At 67.9% G+C, this 22,236-nt stretch carries 20 protein-coding genes, 1 tRNA gene and 1 riboswitch; of the genes, 9 read left to right on the plus strand and 12 right to left on the minus strand.

All coding sequences use genetic code 11. From position 1 onward, the window contains the following. Positions 1–159: 159 nt before the first annotated feature. A complete protein-coding gene (locus ACE3OK_RS01210; RefSeq protein ID WP_374247687.1) occupies positions 160–723 on the minus strand; it encodes a DUF3016 domain-containing protein in 564 nt (187 codons plus the stop codon). Between the two features lie 70 nt (positions 724–793). Next, a complete protein-coding gene (locus ACE3OK_RS01215) occupies positions 794–1,066 on the minus strand; it encodes a DUF3297 family protein (protein ID WP_374247688.1) in 273 nt (90 codons plus the stop codon). 117 nt (positions 1,067–1,183) lie between these two features. Next, positions 1,184–1,262: riboswitch (S-adenosyl-L-homocysteine riboswitch) on the plus strand. Between the two features lie 55 nt (positions 1,263–1,317). Between ACE3OK_RS01215 and ahcY the strand changes: the two genes are divergently transcribed. The 3 genes from ahcY to ACE3OK_RS01230 all read left to right on the plus strand — a co-directional run bounded on the left by ahcY (position 1,318) and on the right by ACE3OK_RS01230 (position 4,321). Beyond that, positions 1,318–2,766: an adenosylhomocysteinase gene (gene ahcY / locus ACE3OK_RS01220; RefSeq protein WP_374247689.1), complete on the plus strand. Its 1,449-nt coding sequence runs from the start codon at positions 1,318–1,320 to the stop codon at positions 2,764–2,766. A gap of 158 nt (positions 2,767–2,924) precedes the next feature. Continuing rightward, positions 2,925–3,749 (plus strand): methylenetetrahydrofolate reductase [NAD(P)H], encoded by an 825-nt coding sequence (gene metF, locus ACE3OK_RS01225; RefSeq protein WP_374247894.1) that lies wholly within the window; start codon positions 2,925–2,927, stop codon positions 3,747–3,749. Positions 3,750–3,787: 38 nt separating this feature from the next. Then, on the plus strand, positions 3,788–4,321 hold the full coding sequence (locus tag ACE3OK_RS01230; RefSeq protein WP_374247691.1) for a hypothetical protein: 534 nt from the start codon (positions 3,788–3,790) through the stop codon (positions 4,319–4,321). Between the two features lie 22 nt (positions 4,322–4,343). Here the strand turns inward: ACE3OK_RS01230 and ACE3OK_RS01235 are convergent, their stop codons facing one another. The 6 genes from ACE3OK_RS01235 to ACE3OK_RS01260 all read right to left on the minus strand — a co-directional run bounded on the left by ACE3OK_RS01235 (position 4,344) and on the right by ACE3OK_RS01260 (position 10,825). Continuing rightward, positions 4,344–5,444: a branched-chain amino acid aminotransferase gene (locus ACE3OK_RS01235; protein WP_374247692.1), complete on the minus strand. Its 1,101-nt coding sequence runs from the start codon at positions 5,442–5,444 to the stop codon at positions 4,344–4,346. 47 nt (positions 5,445–5,491) lie between these two features. Further along, on the minus strand, positions 5,492–6,802 hold the full coding sequence (locus tag ACE3OK_RS01240; RefSeq protein WP_374247693.1) for a sensor histidine kinase: 1,311 nt from the start codon (positions 6,800–6,802) through the stop codon (positions 5,492–5,494). Next, entirely contained in the window at positions 6,789–7,472 is a 684-nt protein-coding gene (locus ACE3OK_RS01245) for a response regulator transcription factor (protein ID WP_374247694.1), read from the minus strand. Before ACE3OK_RS01245 ends, ACE3OK_RS01240 begins: the two co-directional genes overlap by 14 nt. A 216-nt stretch (positions 7,473–7,688) precedes the next feature. Next, positions 7,689–8,603 carry a 30S ribosomal protein S6--L-glutamate ligase gene (gene rimK / locus ACE3OK_RS01250; RefSeq protein ID WP_374247695.1) on the minus strand — a complete coding sequence of 305 codons (915 nt, stop codon included), beginning with the start codon at positions 8,601–8,603 and terminating at the stop codon, positions 7,689–7,691. A gap of 175 nt (positions 8,604–8,778) precedes the next feature. Continuing rightward, positions 8,779–8,852 (minus strand) — tRNA-Gly (locus tag ACE3OK_RS01255). A gap of 71 nt (positions 8,853–8,923) precedes the next feature. Beyond that, complete coding sequence (locus ACE3OK_RS01260) at positions 8,924–10,825, minus strand: autotransporter domain-containing protein (protein ID WP_374247895.1); 1,902 nt, start codon at positions 10,823–10,825, stop codon at positions 8,924–8,926. Between the two features lie 212 nt (positions 10,826–11,037). Here ACE3OK_RS01260 and trmB point away from each other — a divergent pair, with 212 nt between their 5' ends. Next, the gene (gene trmB / locus ACE3OK_RS01265) at positions 11,038–11,787 is read left to right on the plus strand and encodes a tRNA (guanosine(46)-N7)-methyltransferase TrmB (RefSeq protein WP_374247696.1); all 750 of its coding nucleotides are present in this window, start codon (positions 11,038–11,040) and stop codon (positions 11,785–11,787) included. A gap of 34 nt (positions 11,788–11,821) precedes the next feature. Continuing rightward, positions 11,822–13,660, plus strand: coding sequence for an SLC13 family permease (locus ACE3OK_RS01270; protein WP_374247697.1), 1,839 nt, complete (start codon positions 11,822–11,824; stop codon positions 13,658–13,660). On the opposite strand, the gene ACE3OK_RS01275 is transcribed toward ACE3OK_RS01270, so the two are convergent. After that, positions 13,654–14,064, minus strand: coding sequence for a Rieske (2Fe-2S) protein (locus ACE3OK_RS01275; RefSeq protein WP_374247698.1), 411 nt, complete (start codon positions 14,062–14,064; stop codon positions 13,654–13,656). The two genes, ACE3OK_RS01270 and ACE3OK_RS01275, sit on opposite strands and share 7 nt — an antisense overlap. A 38-nt stretch (positions 14,065–14,102) precedes the next feature. On the opposite strand from ACE3OK_RS01275, the gene ACE3OK_RS01280 reads away from it, so the two are divergent. The 4 genes from ACE3OK_RS01280 to ACE3OK_RS01295 all read left to right on the plus strand — a co-directional run bounded on the left by ACE3OK_RS01280 (position 14,103) and on the right by ACE3OK_RS01295 (position 17,063). After that, complete coding sequence (locus ACE3OK_RS01280; RefSeq protein WP_374247699.1) at positions 14,103–14,393, plus strand: hypothetical protein; 291 nt, start codon at positions 14,103–14,105, stop codon at positions 14,391–14,393. Positions 14,394–14,406: 13 nt separating this feature from the next. Beyond that, positions 14,407–15,132 carry a fumarylacetoacetate hydrolase family protein gene (locus ACE3OK_RS01285; protein WP_374247700.1) on the plus strand — a complete coding sequence of 242 codons (726 nt, stop codon included), beginning with the start codon at positions 14,407–14,409 and terminating at the stop codon, positions 15,130–15,132. A 31-nt stretch (positions 15,133–15,163) separates the two neighbouring features. After that, the gene (gene mscL, locus ACE3OK_RS01290) at positions 15,164–15,577 is read left to right on the plus strand and encodes a large-conductance mechanosensitive channel protein MscL (RefSeq protein ID WP_374247702.1); all 414 of its coding nucleotides are present in this window, start codon (positions 15,164–15,166) and stop codon (positions 15,575–15,577) included. Positions 15,578–15,644: 67 nt separating this feature from the next. Further along, positions 15,645–17,063: a M28 family peptidase gene (locus ACE3OK_RS01295; protein ID WP_374247703.1), complete on the plus strand. Its 1,419-nt coding sequence runs from the start codon at positions 15,645–15,647 to the stop codon at positions 17,061–17,063. A 20-nt stretch (positions 17,064–17,083) separates the two neighbouring features. On the opposite strand, the gene ACE3OK_RS01300 is transcribed toward ACE3OK_RS01295, so the two are convergent. The 3 genes from ACE3OK_RS01300 to ACE3OK_RS01310 are packed head-to-tail and all read right to left on the minus strand — an operon-like array spanning position 17,084 to position 22,201. Further along, positions 17,084–17,929: a TrmH family RNA methyltransferase gene (locus tag ACE3OK_RS01300; protein ID WP_374247704.1), complete on the minus strand. Its 846-nt coding sequence runs from the start codon at positions 17,927–17,929 to the stop codon at positions 17,084–17,086. A gap of 56 nt (positions 17,930–17,985) precedes the next feature. Beyond that, entirely contained in the window at positions 17,986–21,120 is a 3,135-nt protein-coding gene (locus ACE3OK_RS01305; protein ID WP_374247705.1) for an efflux RND transporter permease subunit, read from the minus strand. A 4-nt stretch (positions 21,121–21,124) separates the two neighbouring features. Then, entirely contained in the window at positions 21,125–22,201 is a 1,077-nt protein-coding gene (locus tag ACE3OK_RS01310; protein ID WP_374247706.1) for an efflux RND transporter periplasmic adaptor subunit, read from the minus strand. Between the last annotated feature and the right edge of the window lie 35 nt (positions 22,202–22,236).

Here is a 22,236-nt window from a genome sequence, read left to right on the forward strand (position 1 = left end):
GCCGTCGCCATCAGCGCACCTCCCGCATGCGCGTCGGATTTTCCTTGCCGCCCATGGCACCCGCCGGGTGCAGTACGCGCGGCATGCGACGCACGCCGGCCCGATGCGACGAAGCCGCCCGCAGGCGGCTTCGTGCGTGGCAAGGCGCGGACCCGGGGATCAGCGCCCGGCGACCGGATCGCGGAATTCCCGCCGCAGCCAACTGTCGATCATGCGTTTCTCGTAGCGCAGCGGATCGGAGTCGTTGAACGGCGCGGCATTGGTCAGGAAGGCAGGATCGGTGATCTTGCGCTCGCCTTCCGCCACCACCACACCACCGGCATCGGTCTGCCGGTATTTCACCGTCATCCGCGGCGGATAGATGTCGCGGATCATGCGTACGCCCTGGCGTTCGACGCCCTGCCAGGGCTCGTAGCGGCCTGCGCGCTGGATGTCGAGGATGGTCAACTCCAGGCGATCCCCGGCCGGCAATGTCTTGGTGGCCTGCTTGCGCATGTACTGCGCGAGCTGGACCAGCCATTCGCCTTCGGCGGCGGCCTGGCGATTGCCGCTGGCCTTGATCTCGGTGAACGTGGCCGGGTCGGCCCAGGCCACGCTGACCGGGCCGGATGCCGGCAGCGCAAGCGGGGCACCCGCCGACAGCATGTTGGCATTGCCGGTGGAGGCACAGCCGGCCAGTGCCAGCACCAACGCGAATGGGAGGACAAACGTCTTGCCGCGCATGTTCGGTCTCCGTGGTGGATGACCCCGAGTATCCACGCTTCGACTGGCCACCGGATGCACTGCCGGAAGCTCAGTCAGCCGGCGTTTCGGCTTCGCCGGCGGCATCCAGGAACCACGCTTCCACCTTGCCCTTGACCTTGATGGTCATCGGCATGCCGCGCCGGTCCAGCGAACGCCCGGCCTGCACCCGCACCCAGCCCTCGCTGATGCAGTATTCCTCGACGTTGTTGCGCTCGACGCCGTTGAAGCGGATGCCGATGCCGCGCTCCAGCAAGGCCTCGTCGTGGAATTTGCTGCGGACGTCGTTGGACAGGCGGTCGGGCGGAGTGTCGTGGTCGGTCATGGCGATGCGGCGGGTCCAGAAGGGGCCGACAGCATACCCGCATCCCCCCGCCGGCCTGAACCCGCCGGGCCTGCCGGGCCTGCCGGGCCTGCCGTCCGACACGCTACAATGCGCCACCGCCGAGGGGCGCTGCGATCGTACGGCCATGGGCCACGCGACCAGGCTCGGCATCGCTAGGCAACGGCGCCCGGTTTGCACTCACCCAGCCCTCCCCCGCATCCCGGGAGGCGGGCAAGAAACCGGAGAACCGCATGAACGCTGTTGCCAGAACCTTCTCGACCGAAGGGGATTACAAGGTCGCCGACATTGCCCTGGCCGATTGGGGCCGCAAGGAACTCGACATCGCCGAGCACGAGATGCCCGGCTTGATGGCGATCCGCCGCAAGTACGCGCCGCTGGCCCCGCTGAAGGGCGTGCGCGTCACCGGCAGCCTGCACATGACCATCCAGACCGCGGTGCTGATCGAGACGCTGAAGGACATCGGTGCCGACGTGCGCTGGGCGTCCTGCAACATCTTCAGCACCCAGGACCACGCCGCCGCCGCGATCGCCGCCACCGGCACCCCCGTGTTCGCGTGGAAGGGCGAGACGCTGGAGGAATACTGGGACTGCACGCTGGACGCGCTGACCTTCACCCTGCCCGACGGCACCCTGACCGGCCCGGAACTGGTGGTGGATGACGGCGGCGACGTCACCCTGCTGATCCACAAGGGCTACGAGCTGGAACAGGGCGACGACAGCTGGGTGAATTCCGCCTCGGGCAGCCATGAGGAACAGGTGATCAAGAACCTGCTCAAGCGCGTCGCCGGCGAGCGCCCGGGTTACTGGACGCGCGTGGTCAAGGATTGGAAGGGCGTCTCCGAGGAAACCACCACCGGCGTGCACCGCCTGTACCAATTGGCCGAAGCCGGCAAGCTGCTGGTGCCGGCGATCAACGTCAACGACTCGGTGACGAAATCCAAGTTCGACAACCTGTACGGCTGCCGCGAGTCGCTGGCCGACGGCCTGAAGCGCGCGATGGACGTGATGCTGGCTGGCAAGGTGGCGGTGGTCTGCGGCTACGGCGACGTGGGCAAGGGCTCGGCGGCCTCGCTGCGAGCCTACGGTGCGCGCGTCATCGTCACCGAAATCGACCCGATCTGCGCCCTGCAGGCGGCGATGGAAGGCTACGAAGTCACCACGGTGGAAGACACCCTGGGCCGCGCCGACATCTACGTCACCACCACCGGCAACAAGGACATCATCACCGTCGCGCACATGCAGGCGATGAAGGACCAGGCCATCGTCTGCAACATCGGCCACTTCGACAACGAGATCCAGGTGGATGCGATGAAGGCGCTGCCCGGCCTCACCCACACCAACATCAAGCCGCAGGTGGACAAGTACACCTTCGCGGGCGGCAACAGCATCTTCCTGCTGGCCGAAGGGCGGCTGGTCAACCTGGGCTGCGCCACCGGCCATCCCAGCTTCGTGATGAGCAACAGCTTCTCCAACCAGACCCTGGCGCAGATCGACCTGTGGGCGAACAAGGACTTCTACGATCCGAAGGTCTACATCCTGCCGAAGAAGCTGGACGAGGAAGTGGCGCGCCTGCATCTGGAAAAGATCGGCGTGAAGCTGACCAAGCTGACCAGCGCGCAGGCCGACTACCTCGGCGTGCCCGTGGAAGGCCCGTTCAAGCCGGAGCACTACCGCTACTGAGCACCGCCGGCATCATCGCCGGCAGCGCGGCACCGCAACATCACGACGGGCACCGCAAGGTGCCCGTTCTGCATTGCAGCGACATGCGCACCAGCTATTTCTTTTCATCCGCATAAAGCGATATAGTCCGCACACACCCTGCTTCCGTGCGTCCCGCCATGCTGCCGATCAGCTTCGAGTTCTACCCGCCCAAGACCGACGAGCAGCGCACCCAGTTCGACCGCACCGTGCGCAAGCTCAAGGGACTGGCACCGCAATTCATGTCGGTGACGTTCGGTGCCGGCGGCTCCACGCTCAGCCAGACCCCGGAAACCGTGCAGCGCCTGCGCGACACCCACGGCATGGCCGGCGTGCCGCACCTGACCTGCGTGGGCGGCAGCCGCGAGGAAATCCGCACCCTGCTGGGCCAGTACCGCACATTGGGATGCGACCGCATCGTGGCATTGCGCGGCGACCTGCCTTCGGGCATGGCACGCAGTGGCGACCTGCGTTACGCCAACGAGCTGGTGGCCTTCATCCGCGCCGAACACGGCGGACATTTCCACATCGAAGTGGCCGCCTACCCGGAAACCCATCCGCAGGCCGAAGACGCACTGGCCGACCTGCGCCGCTTCAAGGCCAAGCTCGATGCCGGTGCCAACAGCGCGATTACCCAGTACTTCTACAACGCCGACGCGTATTTCCGCTTCGTCGACGATGCGCGGGCATTGGGCGTGGATGCTCCGATCGTGCCCGGCATCATGCCGATCACCAATTTCACCCAGTTGCGACGGTTCTCGGAAGGCTGCGGTGCCGAGATTCCGCGCTGGGTCCAGCAGCGCGCACGCGCCTTCGGCGACGACGCCGAGGCCCTGCGCGAATTCGCCGCCGACGTGGTGGCGGGGCTGTGCCAGCGCCTGATCGCCGGGGGTGCACCGGCCCTGCATTTCTATACGCTCAACCTGGCGAAACCGGCCTTGACCGTGTTGCAACGGCTGGGTTGACGCTTTCGCCGGCACAGGCACCCGCGTACCCTGCGGGGATGTCGCGAATCGCCCTCCGCTGTTTCCTGCTCCTGGCTGGCATGGCCTGCTGGCAGGGGGCGCACGCGCAAGTGCATCGCTGCACGGCGGCGGACGGCACGCAGGTGTTCACTGACCGCAATTGCGCCGACATCGGGGCCAGCAACCGCCTGCCCCCGCCCGCCGCCCTCGGCAACACTCGCAATGCGCGGGCCGCGATTTGCCAGCGCGACACCACCCGCCTTGCGGAGGCCTTGGCCGCCGCGTTGCAGTCGGGCGATGCCAACCACATTGCAGCCCTGTATGACTGGGCCGGGATGGGCACGGCCTCCGCCAACCCGGTGCTGGACCAATTGCTGCGCATCACCACGCGCAGGCTGGTGGACGTGCAGCCGCTGCATGCCGCAAGCACGCCGGATGCAGGTGCAGCCGCCATGCCTGCCGGTGCCGTCATTGGCCTGCGCGTCGAGCAGGTATTGGCCGACGGGCGCACCCCCGCCCACACGACCTTCGGCCTGCACCGCCGGCTGGGTTGCTGGTGGCTGCACCTGTAACCGGCGCAGCCACCGCAGCCACTCAGCGCAGCTTGACCAGCCAGCCGTGGCGATCCGGCAGGCGGCCGTACTGGATGTCGGTCAGCTCCTTGCGGATCGCCATGGTGACTTCACCGGCCGGCGCGTTGATGTCACCCACCGTGAAGCCCTTGCCCTTGAGTTCGCCGATCGGGGTGACCACGGCGGCGGTGCCGCAGGCGAAGACTTCGGTGATGTCGCCGGAGGCCACGCCCTGCTTCCATTCGTCGATGCTCACCTTGCGCTCTTCCACCTGCAGGCCGCGATCACGTGCCAATTGCAGGATGCTGGAACGGGTGATGCCTTCCAGGATGCTGCCCGACAGCGCCGGGGTGACGATGCGGCCATCCTTGAACACCAGGAACACGTTCATGCCACCGAGTTCCTCCAGGTACCGGCCTTCCACCGGATCCAGGAACAGCACCTGCGAGCAGCCCTGCGCATAGGCCTCCTGCTGCGGCAACAGCGAGGCCGCGTAATTGCCACCGCACTTGGCCGCGCCGGTGCCGCCCTTGGCCGCGCGCGCATGGTCTTCGGACAGCCAGATCGACACGGGGGCCACACCCTTGGCGAAGTACGCGCCGGCCGGGCTGGCGATGACGTAGTAACCCGCCGCCTGTGCCGGACGCACGCCAAGGAAGGCCTCGGTGGCGATCATGAAGGGACGGAAATACAGGCTGCTTTCCGGTGCCGACGGCACCCAGGCATGGTCGATGGCCACCAGCTGGCGCAGCGATTCGACGAACTCGCCCACCGGCAGCTGCGGCAGCGCCAAACGCGCGGCCGAGCGTTGCAGGCGCGCGCCGTTGGCCTCGGGACGGAAGGTCCAGATCGAGCCATCGGCATGCCGATACGCCTTGATGCCTTCGAAGATTTCCTGCCCGTAATGCAGCACCGAGGCAGCCGGGTCCAGCGACAGCGGCCCGTAGGCGCAAACCCTGGCATCGTGCCAACCCTGCGCCTTGTCCCACTGGATCGCCACCATGTGGTCCGTGAAATACCGGCCGAAACCCAGCTCCCCGGCAAGGATCGCCGCGCGCTGCTCGGCGCTGCGGGCATGGTCGGAAGGGGCAACCTGGTAGGTCAGCGGTGCGTCGGCATTCATGGGGGAAACCCTTGGGAATCAGCTTCCTATTATGCCTGCCCCCACCGTCACCCGAACGTCAGCGTCGCCACCACGCCCTTCTCGGCCCCGGGTCGTACCTGCACATCCCAGTCGTACAGGGCACACAGGCGGCGCACGATCGACAACCCGATCCCGCCGCCTTGCGAATGTCCGGCATGGGTGCCGCGATAGCCGCGGGTGAAGAGCTTCGCGGCATCCTCCGCACTCAGCCCGGGCCCGGAATCGATCACATCCACCGCCTTGCGATGCACGCGCACCACCACCTCGCCACTGGCCGTGTACTTCACCGCATTGCCGATCAGGTTGCCCAATGCCACCGCCAGTGCCGAATCCGGCACGTCCAGTTGCACGTCGGCGGCCCCCTCCAGGCGCAGCTCGACGGGTTTGCCCCCCAACTGCGCACGATGGCTGTCCAATTGCTGCTGCGCCACCTTCGCCACGTTGCACTGGCCCACCGCGCGCTCGTTGCGCGACAGCAGCAACAGCGCGCTGATCAGGTCGGTGCATTGCTGTTCGGCGCGCTGGATGCGCGCCAGCCGCGTGCGCGTGCGTTCGTCCAGCTCGGGCCGCACCAGCAGCAGTTCCACCGCGCCGCGGATCACCGCCAGCGGGGTGCGCAGCTCGTGGCTGACGTCGGCGTTGAATTCGCGGTCGCGTTGCACCACCTCGGTCAGGCGCGCGGCGTAGTCGTCCAGCGCCTTCGCCAGTTCACCCACCTCGTCCTCGGGGAAATGCGGTGCCAGCGCCTCGGGGGCCGAGCTCGCCCCGGACCGGCGCAGCCGCTGCGCCAGATCGGACACCGGTGCCATGACCTTGGAGGCCGACCACCATCCCAGCAGCAACGCGAACACGCTGAAGGCCAGCACCGCACCCAGCAACCAGCGGGTCAGCAGGTCGGACGTGGCGGACGCATCGGTGATGTTGTAGCGCACCAGGCTGGTGAAAGGCTTGCCGTCCTGGCTCAGGCCGCGCCGCACGGCCACCTTGTAGACCTGCATTGCGCCGACGGCATCGGTTTCGCGGATTTCATGGATGCCGGGCGGCAAGTCGCGGTACAGCGGGTTGATCTTGTAGGCGTTGGCGTCGCTGAAGGTGCGCGCGTCGAACATCAGGAAATACGGCTGCCGGTCGGGCGCCGTCTCCACTTGCCGCACCAGGCTGGCCACCTCGCGTTGCAGCGTTTTTTCGATCAGCTGGTTTTCCAGCCGATTGCGCAAATGCAGCATCGCCAGCGCGAACAGCGCGGTCAACCCGAAGCCCAGCAGCGCGAACGACACGATGATGCGCGTCCGCAGCCGCCGGCGGCCGCGCGGGGCGGCCACTTCAACCATCGGCATCGGGGGCGGCGATCCGGTAGCCGATGCCGTGGCGGGTCTGGATCATCGGCTTGGCGAACGGCTTGTCCACCATTGCCCGCAGGCCGTGGATATGCACACGCAGGGAGTCGGAATCCGGCAACTCCTCGCCCCAGACCTTGCTTTCCAGGTCCTGCCGGGTCACCACCGCCGGAGCGGCCTCCATCAGTGCCTGCAGGATCTTCAGCGCGGTGGGATTGAGCTGGATGGGCTTGCCTTCGCGGTGCACTTCCAGGGTATCGAGGTTGTATTCCAGCTCGCCGACGTTGAGCACCCGCGCCGGCAGGCCGCGCCCGCGCCGCGCCAGTGCGTTGAGGCGCACGTTCACTTCCTGCAACGCGAACGGCTTGATCAGGTAGTCGTCGGCACCGGAATCGAAGCCGGCCAGCTTGTTGTCCAGCGAGTCACGCGCGGTCAGCATCAATACCGGGGTCTGCTTGCGCGCATCGGCGCGCAGTTTGCGACACACCTCCAGGCCGTCCATGCCGGGCAGGTTCAGGTCCAGCACGATGGCATCGAAGTCGTGCACCACCGCCAGATGCAGCCCGGTGATGCCGTCGGCGGCGAAATCCACGGTATGCCCGCATTCTTCGAGGTAATCGCCAAGGTTGGCGGCAATGTCGGTGTTGTCTTCGATGACGAGGATGCGCATGCCTGGTTCCGGTGGGCGGCGGGTGCCGGCTATGACCCCTGCGGGCGACGCCGGTTCCCCGCGATTCTTGCACAGGCTGCGCGGCAAAACGCCCGGGCCGCAGACAAACAACGGCCCGGGCGATGGCGCACCCGGGCCGAAACGTCACATTTGCCCTGCATGATCCGCCACGGGGGAAGTGCAGCGGGCCACGGGCACATGCTGGACCCGGTGCGATTAAGAATCCGTCAAATCCACGTTGCGCTTGTGTTGCCCCGCAACCACCACATGCGCCACGTACTCGATCACCGCGCCGGCGACATCGATCCCGGTGGCCGCTTCGATCCCTTCCAGCCCCGGCGAGGAATTGACCTCCAGCACCAGCGGCCCGCGCTTGCTGCGGATCATGTCCACCCCCGCCACCCCCAATCCGAGGATGCGCGCGGCACGCACCGCCATCGCCGCCTCGGCCTTGCTGGGACGCACCGGCTTGGCGCTGCCGCCACGATGCAGGTTGGAACGGAATTCGCCCGGCGCGGCCTGCCTGCGCATCGCCGCCACCACCCGGTCGCCGACCACGAAGCAGCGCAAGTCGGCCCCCTTCGCCTCGGCCACGAATTCCTGCACGATGAAATGCGCGTACAGCCCGCGCAGCGTCTCGATGGTGGCGCGCGAAGCCGACAGCTTTTCGGTCAGCATCACGCCCGCCCCCTGCGTCCCCTCGTTGAGCTTCACCACGTGCGGTGCCGGCCCCAGCATCGCCAGCAGGTCACTGGTGTCATCCGGGTTGTCGCCGAAGACGGTGGCCGGCAAGCCGATGCCTTCCGCCGCCAGCACCTGGTGGCAACGCAGCTTGTCGCGCGCGCGCGCGATCGCCGTGGCCGTGCTGGGCGTGTAGCTGCCCATCAGCTCGAACTGGCGCAATACCGCGCAGCCATAGCGCGTGATCGAGGTGCCGATGCGCGGCACCACCGCTGCATAGCCGGACACCGGCTTGCCCTTGTAGCGCATGTCGAAACCATCGCTGCTGATGCGCAGGTAACAGCGCAACGGATCCAGCACGCGCACCGTATGCCCGCGCTCGCGCGCCGCCTCCACCAGACGCCGGGTGGAATACAGCTTGCCGTTGCGGGAGAGGATGGCGAGTTTCATGGCGGCAGGGTCCGGCAGGGCGTGGTCACATCCGCCATCGGGCGATGGCCCGGCGGCAAGGAGTAGGCATCATGGTACCGGGCAATGCTGCCATCCCCACCGCGTGCGGACAAAGCGCCGAAGACAACGGGGCGGCCCCGAAGGAACCGCCCCGCGCGTGGATCACCGGAATGTCTGGAGCGGGTGATGGGAATCGAACCCACGCTAGCAGCTTGGGAAGCTGCAGTTCTACCATTGAACTACACCCGCATCGGGCGGCCAGTCTAAGGGGTTGGCCACCCGGGATGCAACGCGCGCCGGCGCGCGCGTTGCGGCCTGCTTCAGAACTTGCCGCCGACGGTCAGGAAGAAGCTGGCGTTGCTGCCGCCCTTCTGGCCGGTGGTGACGTTGGCACCGGTGGTGACGTCCATCCCGAACACCTGACTGCGGACGCCGAAGGCCAGCGTGCCGTAGGTGTCGTCGAAGGCCAGGCCCGGCACCGCGTAGGGCAGCGTGCCCGGCATCGACAGCGACTGCGCCCAGGCCTGCGCCGGTGCATCCTTGAACTCGCGGTCCCAGGTCAGGCGTGCGAACGGCTTGATGTGGTCGTTGATGGCATAGCTGGCCTGCCAGCCGACGCTGCCGACCAGCGAGTCGAACTTCTGCTCCGGGTAGGCCAGCGCGGTGGACAGGTTGCTGTTTTCGGCATAACCGTCGACGCGGATGTTCTGCGACAGCACGCTCAGCACCGGACCATGCTCCCAGCGGTTGTGCTTGAAGTTCCAGCCCATGCTGGCGCCGGCGGTGAGGTTGCGGCCATCAGGGGAACCGCTGTGCACGCGCACCGCCTGACCCAGGTTGACCTGCCGGTCCACCTTGTAGCCCAGCTTGGTCCAGCTCAGCTGGCCATTGGCCCACAGGCCGTCACCGGCCCAGCCGACGAAGCCGCCGATGCTGGCATCGGTCTGGCGGAACTCGCCGCGATCGAAGCCGAAGTCGATGTTCTGGCGGCCATAACCGGCGAACGCACCGTACAGCAGGTGACCGCTGCGCCAGCCGATGCCGAAGGACCCGGTGCCGCCCATGCCGTCGAAGCCGACGGAATCATTGAAGCGCTGCTGGTCGCCGCGGATGTCGGCCCACCATTGCATGCCATCGCCTGCCTGCGCCATGCCAGCCACCGCACCGTCCACCATGGTGGCGCGGGCGCGGCCGACCATCGCCGCCGAATGCGGCAACACCGCGATCGCACGCGGGCCGTCGATCATCGAAATCGCCAGGTCGGCCAATGCCTTGTGCGCGCCCGAGGTGGGATGCACGCCATCGGCAAACAGGTAGGTATTGGCACCGTTGGGCACCGTGGACAGCGGGTTGCAGAACAGCGAGGAATCCCCCGCCGGCGCGGGCTGGGTCAGGCAGGCCACGCCGGTGACGTTGGTCAGGCCGAACTGGGCCGGGTTGGCCACCACTTCCTGCAGGAAGTGGTAGGTATCCACGGGGATCACGTGCAGGCCGGCGCTGGCCAGGCCGGCATACAGCGCGCTGTTGTAGTTGGTGGACAGGCCATGCGCCAGCGCGATGCCGGGCGCCCCGCCGGCCGCGGCCGACGGCGTCAGCCCCATGTCGGGCAGGGTGGGCACCAGGATGTACTGGGCACCGGCGGTCTTCAACGCGCCGATCAGGCCAATCTGGGCGGTCACCGCCGGGGCGATCACGGCACTGGCAGCGGTCTGCCCGGCGGCATCGGCCTGCGTGGCGTTGCCGCCACCCAGCAACGCGCCCATGTAGGCGGTCTTGTAATCGGTGATCGCCTTGAACACGTCGTTGGCACCGCCCCAGATGGCGTACAGGGCGTTCGGGTCCACTTTGTTGCCGGCGGCCAGATAGGCCGCGTACTGGCTCGTCAGTGACGGCGTGTAGCCAAGCGCGCCCACGCTGTTGGCGGCAACGCGCGCACCGCCCACCGCCCAGTTGTTGCCGCTGGCCGGGGCCGGGGTGGCACCGGTGGCCTTCCAGGCCACGTTGGCGTTGCTGCCGAAGTAGTCGGCCATGTACTGCGACCAGACGTACCCGGGATTGGTGGTGAACTGGCCGGTCACCGCCTGCGAGGACGGCGGCAACAGCGGCCGGAAGAACCCGCCGTCGGTCAGGCTGTCACCGAAGAAAATGGTCTGGGTGAACGGCGATGGCGGGGCACTCTGCGCAAAGGCCGGCAGGGCGGCCAGGGCCAGGGCGGCGGTCAGCAGGCTCCGGCGGAACGGGATTTTCATGGGCATCCTCGGGGGTGACGTGGAAAGGAAACGACGGGCCTGGCCTGTTGCCGGCCAGCGCATCGCGGCATACGCCTGCGAATGGTCGCGCATCGTTTCATGAAATCATAACGTTCTCACGCTGCGCTGCGTCACGACAGCCGACAACCGGCGACAATGGCGGCCCCGACCCCGTTGGCAGACGCATGACCGACCCGTTTTCCAGCAGTGGCGCCAAGGTGCCGCCCAAACCGTTCACCGTGACCGATGGCGTGCGCAAGGTGCGCAGCTTCGTGCTGCGCCAGGGCCGCTTCACCGACGCCCAGCAACGCGCGTTCGACGACCTGTGGCCACGCTTCGGCCTGGACTACGCACCGACCGCGCGGGGCGATGCCCCGCGTGATTTCGACGCCGTGTTCGGGCGCAAGGCACCGCGCATCCTGGAAATCGGGTTCGGCAACGGCGAGGCACTGCGGTACTCCGCCCGCCGCGATCCGGCGCGTGACCACATCGGCATCGAGGTGCACGCGCCCGGCGTGGGCCGCCTGCTCAACGCGCTGGCGGAAGACGACGCGCGCAACGTGCGCCTCTACCACCATGATGCGGTGGAAGTGCTGGAAAACGAGATCGCCGACGGCAGCCTCGACGAAGTGCGCATCTACTTCCCCGATCCCTGGCACAAGAAGCGCCATCACAAGCGGCGGCTGGTGAACCCGGCCTTCGCCGCGCTGCTGGTGCGCAAGCTGGCCCCGGGCGGCCGCCTGCACCTGGCCACCGACTGGGAAAACTACGCCGAACAGATGTGGGACGTGCTCGACGCCAGCCCCGGCCTGGCCAACGTCGCCGGCCCGCGCGGCAGCGTGCCGCGCCCGGACTGGCGCCCGCAGACCCATTTCGAAACCCGTGGGCAGCGACTTGGCCACGGCGTGTGGGATTTGCTGTACAACCGCACCTGACCCGCTTCGCGCACGGACACACGCACAACCGCTGATGGACACCACGCTCGCCCTCACCAACGACATGCTGCTGGTGCTGGGGCTGGTGGTGTTCACCATGGCGATGTTCCTGTTCGAGCGCATCCGCGCCGACGTGGTCTCGCTGGTGGTGCTGGTGGCGCTGGGGTTGACCGGGCTGGTGGCGCCTGAAGACCTGTTCGGCGGGTTTTCCTCGGACGCGGTGATGAACGTCATCGCCACCATGATCCTGGGCGCGGGCCTGGATCGCACCGGCGCGCTGAACCGGCTGGCCGGCTGGCTGTTGCGGCGCGCGCACGGGCTGGAGCAGCGCCTGCTGCTGCTGGCCTCCACGGTGGCGGGGCTGAACTCGGCGATCATCCAGAACACCTCGGCCACCGCGCTGTACCTGCCGGTAGCCTCGCGCCTGACCGCACGCACCGGCATCAGCCTGTCGCGCCTGCTGATGCCGATGTCGGCGGCGATCATCATGGGTGGCAGCCTGACCATGGTGGGCAACTCGCCGCTGATCCTGCTCAACGACCTGCTGGTGTCGGCCAATGCCAGCATGCCGTCCGGCGCGGCCAGCCTGCAGCCATTGAAGATGTTCGCGCCGCTGCCGATCGGGTTGGCGCTGCTGGCCGCATCGCTGGCGTACTTCCACTTCTTCGGCCATCGCCTGCTGCGCGAGGATGGCGACGAGGCGGTGACGCCCGCGCGCACCGACAGCTATTTCGCCCGTGCCTACGGCATCGAAGGCGACATCCACGAACTCACCGTGACCGCCGACAGCCCGCTGGTGGGGATGAGCGTGAGCGACGCCGAATCGCAGGCGCGCGCGCCCCTGTTGCTGGCCCTGCAGACCGGCACCGAATCGCGGTTGGCACCGCCGGCCGACACCCGCATCTGGGTGGGCAGCGTGCTGGGGGTGATGGGCCAGCGGCAGCAGATCGCCGATTTCGCGCAACGCAACTTCCTGCGCCTGTCCACGCGCCTGCGCGCCTTCGGCGACCTGTTCAACCCCAGCCGCGCCGGCATTTCCGAAGCGGTGATCCCGCCGACATCCAGCTTCATCGGCAAACCGCAGGCGCAATTGCGGCTGCGCAACCAATACGGGCTGAGCCTGCTGGCGATCAACCGCGACAAGCAGGTGCTGCGCGAGGACGTGCGCAACATCCCGATCCGCGCCGGCGACATGCTGGTGCTGCACAGCATCTGGACCGACCTGGCCGAAGCCGCGCGCAGCCGCGACTTCGTGGTGGTCACCGACTACCCGAAGGACGAGCAGCGCCCGCACAAGTTCAAGATCGCGATGACGATCTTCGCCATCTCCATGCTGCTGGCGCTGTCCTCGCGCATCCCCACCTCGATCGCGCTGATGACCGGCGTCGCCGGCATGCTGGTGACCGGCGTGCTGAAGATGGACGAGGCCTACGCCGCCATCAACTGGAAAACGGTGTTCCTGATGGCCTGCCTGATCCCGCTGGGCTGGGCGATGGATTCCAGCGGCACCGCCGCGTGGCTGGCCGGGCACAGCATCGACCGCCTGCCGCAAGGGATGCCGCCGTGGCTGATCGAACTGGCACTGGCGCTGTTCACCACCGCGTTCTCGATGGTCATCAGCCATGTCGGCGCCACCATCGTGATGGTGCCGCTGGCCATCAACCTGGCACTGGCCGTGGACGGCAACCCCACCGCGTTCGCGCTGATCGTGGCGCTGTCGGCCTCCAACAACTTCGTCACCGCGTCCAACCCGTCGGTGTCGATGATCACCGGCCCGGCCGGCTACACCGCGCGCGACATGTGGCGCTCCGGCGGCCCGCTGACCCTGCTCTATACCACCATCATCGTGCTGATGATCAACCTGCTTTACTGAGCCGCGCCGGCCTTGGCCGCGGCCAGCCGCACCGCATCGCCGTCGCATTGCAACGCCACTTCCCGCAGGCACGCGCCACGGCACGGCCCGGCCACGCACTGGCCACCCGGCAGCGCGAAGGTGGCGCCATGCACCGCGCACACCAACTCGCCCTGCTTGCTGCGCAGGAACTGCCCCGGGCTCCAGTCCAGCCGCCGCCCGGCATGCGGACAGACGTTCAACCAGGCACTCACCTGCCCTGCGGCATCGCGATACAGGATCAGCGACTCGGGTTCGTCGGTCATCGTGACCGCGCGCTCATGCAGGCTGTCCAACGGCAATTCGCTCAAAGTCGCCAAAACGTCACCTGCGTTTAACGAACTGCTCACAACTGCCCCGTTGGTTCTGCCGATACTGCGCCGCATTGTGTCACGGTGACATGCACCACAGGACTTGCATCACGATGTCGATCTTCCATCATCACGCCTTCCGCAAATTCACCTCGTTGCTGCTGGGCGCACCGCGCCGGCCCCGGCATCCGCTGCTGCGGGTGCTGCTGGGGGTCGTGGGCGTCGCGCTGTTGCTGGTGCTGTTGTGCGTGGGTGTGTTCGTGGGTGCGGCGATGCTGGTGGGCGGCTTGGCCTGGCGGCTGTGGGTGCAGCGCGGCCAGCCGGTGCGCGTGCGCACCCGCAGCGACAGCATCGACGGCGATTTCCGCGTGGTCGGCAAGGCGCAACTGCCGCTGGCGCGCTGAGCGGCCCGGCCCGATGGACCTGATCCCCGCCGCCGCCACGCCGCGCATCCCCGTCCGTGATCTCGCCGGCATGCCACTGGGCAGCTTCCCGGTGCGACGCATCTACTGCGTGGGCCGCAACTTCGCCGACCATGCGCGCGAAATGGGGGCCGTGGCACCGGCGTCGAAAGCCGAGCGCGGCAGCCCCACGTTTTTCATGAAACCCGCCGATGCCATCGTCACCGATGGCGTGGTGCCCTATCCGCCCGGCACCCGGGATTTGCACCACGAAGTGGAACTGGTGGTGGCGCTGGGGGCCGATGCGCCCGCCGGCGTGCTGCCGCTGGAAGCCGCGCAGGCACTGGTGTTCGGCTACGGCGTGGGGCTGGATTTGACCCGGCGCGATTTGCAAGCCGCCGCCAAGGCCAAGGGCCTGCCTTGGGATACCGGCAAGGGCTTCGATCATTCCGCGCCGATCTCCACGCTGCTGCCGGCTGCCGCATTCGGCCCGGTGGCCGCGCAGCCCATCACGCTGGACATCAACGACCAGCGCCGGCAAGCCTCCACGCTGGATCAGCTGATCTGGGACGTGCCGGAGATCCTGCACGAACTGTCGAAGCTGTTCGCCCTGCGCGCCGGCGACCTGGTGTTCATGGGTACCCCCGCCGGCGTGGCGGCATTGCACCCGGGCGACCACTTCGATGCGCGCATCGGCGATGTGCTGCGCGTGCAGGGCCACATCGTGCCGACGGCAGGGTAAAGTCCTCCTTCCACCTGCAACGGAGCACCCGATGGGCATGATGCGTGAATTCCGCGAGTTCGCGATGCGCGGCAACGTGATCGACCTCGCCGTGGGCGTGGTGATTGGCGGCGCGTTCGGCAAAATTGTTTCTGCACTGGTGGACAAGGTGATCATGCCGCCGATCGGCCTGCTGATCGGCGGCGTGGATTTCTCCAAGCTGGCCTTCACCCTGAAGGCCGCCAGCGTGGATGCCGCCGGCAAGGACGTGCCCGCCGTGTTGCTGGGCTACGGCGAGTTCATCAATGCCATCCTGCAATTCCTGATCGTGGCGTTTGCCATCTTCATGGTGGTCAAGGCCATCAACAAGCTGCACAAGCCGGCGGAAGCCGCGCCGGCGGCGCCGGCCGAACCGTCCGAAGAGGTGCTGCTGCTGCGCGAGATCCGGGACGCGCTGAAGAAGTAACTTCCGGCACAGGAACACCCCAAGCCCCGGGCCTAGACTCGGGGCTTTCCCGTTCCGGACCCTGCCCATGCGCGCCACCGCCCTTGCCGCCGCCCTTGCCCTGCTGGTTTCCACGCCGCTGCTGGCCAGGCAGCCCACCCGCATCGGCGATGCCGCCATCACCCAGGCCACGCAACTACGCGATGCCGCGCTGGCCGACAAGACCGCGTGGCACGTCACCGAATCGCTGACCACCGAAGTGGGCCCGCGCATGGCCGGCAGCCCCGCCGACGCCCGTGCGGTGGAATGGGCGAAGGCCATGTTCAAGGCGCTGGGGTATGACAAGGTGTGGACCGAGCCGGTCACGTTCCCGAAGTGGGAGCGGCGCAGCGAATCGGCGCAGGTGCTGGGCGCGCACCCGCAGCCCTTGCATGTCACCGCATTGGGCGGCAGCCCCGGCGGCACGGTGGAGGCCGAGGTGGTGCGCTTCGCCACGCTGGAAGCGTTGGAAAGCGCCGCACCAGGCTCGTTGGCCGGCAAGATCGCCTTCGTCGACGTGCAGATGCCGCGCACCCCCACCGGCGAGGGCTACGGCCTGGGCTCGCATGTGCGCGGTGCAGGCCCGTCGGCGGCGGTGAAAGCCGGTGCGATCGGCTATTTGATGCGCTCGGCCGGCACCGATTTCCATCGCAACCCGCATACCGGCATCAGCCGCTTCCAGCCCGGCCTGACGCCCATCCCGATGGCGGCGCTGTCGCTGCCCGACGCCGACCAGTTGGCACGGCTGGCGGCGCTGGGCCCCACCCGCGTCAAGCTGGCGCTGGATTGCGGCTGGAATGGCGAGTACACCTCGCAGAATGTCATCGGTGAAATCACCGGCCGCAGCAAACCCGACGATGTGGTCGTCATCGGCGGCCATCTGGATTCCTGGGACCTGGGGACCGGCGCGATCGACGACGGGGCCGGCATCGGCATCAGCATGGCCGCCGGCCACCTGATCGGCCGGTTGCCGAAGGCGCAACGCCCGGCGCGCACGATCCGCGTCATCGCCTTCGCCAACGAAGAACAGGGCCTGTTCGGCGGCCGCGCCTATGCCGAGGCGCACAAGGCACGCATCACCCGCCACCAGATCGGCGCCGAAAGCGACCTCGGTGCCGGCCGCATCTATGCCTTCAACGCCAAGGTGCCCGACTACGCGAAGGATGCCGTGGCGCAGATCGCGCAGGTGCTGGCACCACTGGGCATCGCCCATCGCGAGGACACCGAAGGCTGCGGCCCCGACACCTCCCCGTTCAACGCCATCGGCATGGCCTGCGCCGGACTGGCGCAGGACGCCAGCAAGTATTTCGACTACCACCACACGCCGGACGACACCCTGGACAAGATCGACCCGGCCGAGCTGGCGCAGAACGTCGCCGCGTATGCGGCCTTCGCCTACCTGGCGGCCGATGCGCAGGGCGATTTCGGCAGTGCCCTGAAGGCACCGCCGGCCCCGCCGAAGAAGTAACCCGCACCGGCCTCAACCCTTCAACGGCGCAGTGCCCACTGCGCCAGCAACACGGCGGTGGCGGCGGCCACGTTCAGGCTTTCCACCGCGCCGCTGCCGGGGATCGACAGCCGCAGGTCGCAGGCTGCGGCCAGCGCCGGCGACATGCCCTCGCCTTCCGCACCCAGTACGTAGATCAGGCGCGGCGGCAAGGCGGTGGCGAACAGGTCGCCACCGCCGCGCACCACGGTGGCGGCCAGCTGAAAGCCGGCACCGCGCAACTGCGCCAGGCTGTTGTCCTCGCGGCCCAGCCGCACCAGCGGCACCGCTTCGGCACCGCCTTCGGCCACCCGCGCCGCCGCGCCCGACAGTGCCAGCGGCGCATGCTTGGGCAGCAGGATCGCGGCCACGCCGAAATGCGCCGCGCTGCGCAGGATCGCACCGAAATTGTGCGGGTTGCCCACCCCATCCAGCCACAACACGCAGTGCGGCCCGGCCGGCAGATCGCGCAGCCAGCTCGACAGCGGCACCGGCTCGGCCCGCAGCACGTCGGCCACCACGCCTTCGTGATGCGCACTGGCGGCAAGTTTCTGCAAATCGCCCGCATCCACCACGCGATAACCCACGCGCTGCGCCACGCACCATTTCAGCAGCGGCTGCAACTGCGGGATGCGCGATTCCAGCAGATACACCTTGCGAATCGCCTGCGGGCGCCTGGAAAACACCGCCTGCACGGCGTTCAGGCCATACAAGCGAACCTCGCCCGCACTCTCATGCCCATCGCCCTTCGCGGCAGAGGGGTTGGCATGGGAATGCTTGCCCGGCCCTTGCTTGCCCCACACCGGGGACGGGTTGGAAGGCGGGGAATGCTCGTTGCGTCGCGACATGGTTTCCAGACCTCATTGGCGTGCCGGCACCACCTTGCGGGCGGCGGTGCCGGCTGTCACGCATGCCCGCCGGCTTGCGGGGTTTGCGCTTCAAGCGTTTCCAGTGCATGCGCCAACGCTTCCGGCGAATGCGTGTACCTGGCCAGCAGTGCGTAGAACGCCGGCACCACGAACAGCGACAGCACGGTGGAGAAGCTCACGCCGAACACGATGACGATGCCGATGGTGGCACGGCTGGCCGACCCCGGGCCGCCAAACACCACCAGCGGCACTGCGCCCATCACCGTGGCGATGGACGTCATCAGGATCGGGCGCAGGCGGATCGCCGCCGCTTCCACGATGGCGTCGTGGATGCTGCGACCGGCGTCGCGCAACTGGTTGGCGAACTCCACGATCAGGATGCCGTTCTTCGCCGCCAGCCCCACCAGCATCACGATGCCGATCTGCGAGAACAGGTTCATGGTGCCGTGGGTCAGCCACAGGCCGATCAATGCACCCAGCACGCCCAGCGGCACGGTCAGCATGATGACCAGCGGGTGCAGGAAGCTTTCGAACTGCGCCGCCAGCGCCAGGTACACGATCAGCAGCGCCAGCGCGAAGGTGACCAGCACCTCGCCGCCGGACTGCTGCAATTCGCGCGACTCGCCCTTCCAGCTGATCTGCGCATAGTCCGGCAGCGATGCCCGCGCGGTCTGCTGCGCCCATGCCACCGCGTCGCCCAGCGGATAACCTTCGGCCAGGCGCGCGCTCAGGGTGATCGAGCGCAGCCGGTTGAAGCGGTTCAAGGTGCCGGGTTCGGCCACTTCCTTCAGCGTCACCAGATTCGACAAGGGCACCAGCACCCCGCCGCGCCCGCGCACTTGCAGGGACTCCAGTGCCGCCACCGAATCACGGCCGGTGCGGCCCGCCTGCAACAGCACGTCGTATTCCTCGCCGTTGTCGACGAACGTGGTGGCGCGGATGCCGCCCATCATGGTTTGCAGCGCCTGCCCCACTTGCGCGGCGGTGACGCCAAGATCGGCGGCACGCTGGCGGTCGATCACCACGCGCATCTGCGGGCGGGTTTCCTTGTAGTCCGAATCCGGGCCCATGAAGCCAGGGTTGTCGGCCATCTTCGCCAGCATGATGTCGCGCCACTGCGCCAGTTCCTTGTAGTCGGGGCCGCCCAGCACCAGCTGGAACGGCTGGCCGCGGGTGCGCACCAACCCGCCACCGGCCATCGTGCGCACCTTCACGCCGGTCAGCCCGGAAAATTTCTTCTCCAGTTCCGCCGCCAGCTCCAGCGTGCTTTTGTCACGCTGGTCCCACGGTTGCAGGAACACCATCGCGCGCCCGGTGTGCATTTCCTCGCTGGCGCCGAAACTGCCGGGCACACGCGGATTGGCGCGCAGGATGGATTTGTCGGGGCCGGTTTCGCGGGCCAGGATCGCTTCCACCTTCTTCATCTGGCCAACGGTGTAATCGAAGCCGGCACCTTCCGGGCCCTCCATCATCAATTGGAAGGAGCCACGGTCTTCCGTCGGCGCCAGCTCGCTGGGCAACAGCTTGAACAAGGCCAGCAGCGCCACCACCGCCGCCAGCATCAGGCCAGCGAACAGCCAGGTGCGGTGGACATTGCGACCCAGCAGCCCGCGATAGGCGTTGGCCAGCGTCATGAAACGCGCATTGAGCCACGCGCTGGCCCGGTTTTCATGCACGGCATGCGGGCCGGTGTGCGGGCGCAGCAGCTTGCTGGCCATCATCGGCGTCAGGGTCAGCGCCACGAACGCGGAAATCGCCACCGCCGCCGCCAGCGCCACCGACAGTTCGCGGAACAGCCGCCCGGTATTGCCCTGCAGGAAGCCCACCGGCAGGAATACCGCGATCAGCACCGCGGTGGTGGCCAGCACCGCGAACGCCACCTGCTTGGTGCCGCGGCGCGCGGCCACCAGCGCCGGCTCGCCCAGGTCGACGCGGCGCTGGATGTTCTCCACCACCACGATGGCATCGTCCACCACCAGCCCGATGCACAGCACCAGTGCCAGCAGGGTGAGCAGGTTGATCGAGAACCCGAATGCGTACAGCGCGATGAACGAGGCGACCACGCAGACCGGCACCGTCACCGCCGGGATCAGTGCCGCACGCACGCTGCCGAGGAACAGCCAGATCACCAGCAGCACCAGCACGATCGCTTCCACCAGCGTTTCATATACGCGCGCCACCGCCGCCGAAATGAAGGTGGTGCTGTCGTACGCCACGTAGATGTCGGTGCCCTTGGCGAGGGTCGGGCGAATGCGGTCGGCCTCGGCCTTGGCCGCCTCCGCCACGTCCAGGCTGTTGGCGGTGGAGGTCTTGACGATGCCGATACCCATCGCCGGCTCGCCGTTGCTGTGGTAATAGGCGCGGCGCTCCGCCGATTCCAGCGCCACCCGCGCCACGTCGCCGAGGTGCACCACGTAGCCGTCGCTGCCCTTGCCCAGCGGCATCTGCGCGAAGGCTTCGGGGGTGGTGTAGTCGCGCGCCACCCGCAGGATGAAATCGCGCTGGGTGGATTCGATGCGGCCCGCGCCCAGCTCCACGTTCTCGCTGCGCAGCGCGCTTTCGACGTCGGCGGCGGTCAAGCCGCGCGCGGCCAGCTTGTCGCCATCCAGCCAGACCCGCATCGCATAGCGCTGGCTGCCACCCAGAAACACCCGCGCCACGCCCTGCAAACTGGAGAAGCGGTCCACCAGGTAGCGTTGCGCGTAGTCCGACATCTGCATCTGGTCCATCGTGGTGGACCGCAGGTTGAACCAGATGATGGCGTCGGAATCGGCTTCCACCTTGCTGATCTCGGGCGCGTCCGCTTCCTCCGGCATGCGGTCGGCCACGCGGCTGACCGCGTTGCGCACGTCGTTGGCGGCGGCCTCGATGTCGCGCGACGCGTAGAACTCGATGCTGATCCGCGAACTGCCGTTCTGGCTGTTGGAATCGATGGTGTTGATGCCCTCGATGCCGGCCAGCGCATCCTCCAGCGGCTTGGTGATGCGGGTCTCCACCACCCCGGCGGAAGCGCCCGGATAGTCCACCTGCACCGAGACGATCGGCGGGTCGATGGCGGGCAGCTCGCGCAGGGTCAGGCGCAGGAACGACATGATGCCCAGCACCACCAGCAGCAGGCTCATCACCACGGCCAGCACCGGCCGCTTGATGGACAGGTCGGACAGCTTCATGACGTCACTTCACCCCGCCGCCGGCGGGCTGCTTGCCGCCTTCCACCACCTTCGCCCCCGGCTGCAACTTGCCGGTGCCTTCGATGACGATGCGGTCGCCGGCGTGCAGGCCATCCTGCACCATCACCTGCCCGGGAATGCGCCCGCCGACCTCGACATCGACCTTCTCCACCGAAGCATCCGGCTTCACCCGCCAGACGAAGGTCTCGGTGCCCACCTGCTGCACCGCCAATTCCGGCACCACGATGGCCGGGTGGATGCCGCGCACCAGCGCCACTTCCACCAGCATGCCGGGCTTGAGCAGGCGTTGCGGATTGGGGAAATCCCCGCGCACGGTGGCCGCACGGGTGGTGGCATCCAGCCGTGCCGACACGGTATCGACCTTGCCCTCGAACCCCTTGCCCGGATATGCGGCGGTCGTGCCTTGCAGGGCCTGTCCGGGCGCGATCCCGGCCAGTTCGGTTTCCGGCACCGGGAAATCCACATAGACCCGGGCGATGTCGTCCAGCGTGGCGATCACCGTTCCCGGCGTCACCAGCGCGCCGGGGCTGAGCTGGCGGATGCCCAGCACACCGGCAAACGGCGCGCGGATCACCCGGTCATTCAAATTGGCGCGTATCTGGTCGGCTTGCGCACGCGCGGCATCGCGGCTGGCACGGGCGGTATCCACCACGCCGCGGGCCACCAACTGCTGGCCCGCCAGTTGCGAGAGCCGCTGGAACTGGGCGTCGGCATCCCGGGCCTGTGCCTGTGCCGCGGCCAGCAAGGCCTGCTGCTGCTGCCCGCTCAGGGTCACCAGCGGCGCGCCCGCCGCCACCTCCTGGCCACTGTCGAAGTGCACCCGCTGCACGGTTTCGCTGACCTTGGCGGTCACCGTCACCGCCTCGTGGGCACGCACCGTGCCCAGCGCGTGCAGGCTGTCCTGCCAGTCCTGCAACGCCGCCGTGGCCACCACCGCCGGCACCGGTGGCTTGTCGCGGCCACCGGGGCCGGTGGCCTCCGGTTTTCCGGACTTCCCGCAGGCCGCCAGGGCCAGCGCAGCAACCAACGACACAAGGACACGGGGGCGAAACGGGGACATGGGGTGGCTCGATCCAGCGGACGGCCGAGTGTAGC

It is taken from the genome of Thermomonas sp. (genome assembly GCF_041905325.1).
Taxonomy (GTDB): Bacteria; Pseudomonadota; Gammaproteobacteria; order Xanthomonadales; family Xanthomonadaceae; genus Thermomonas.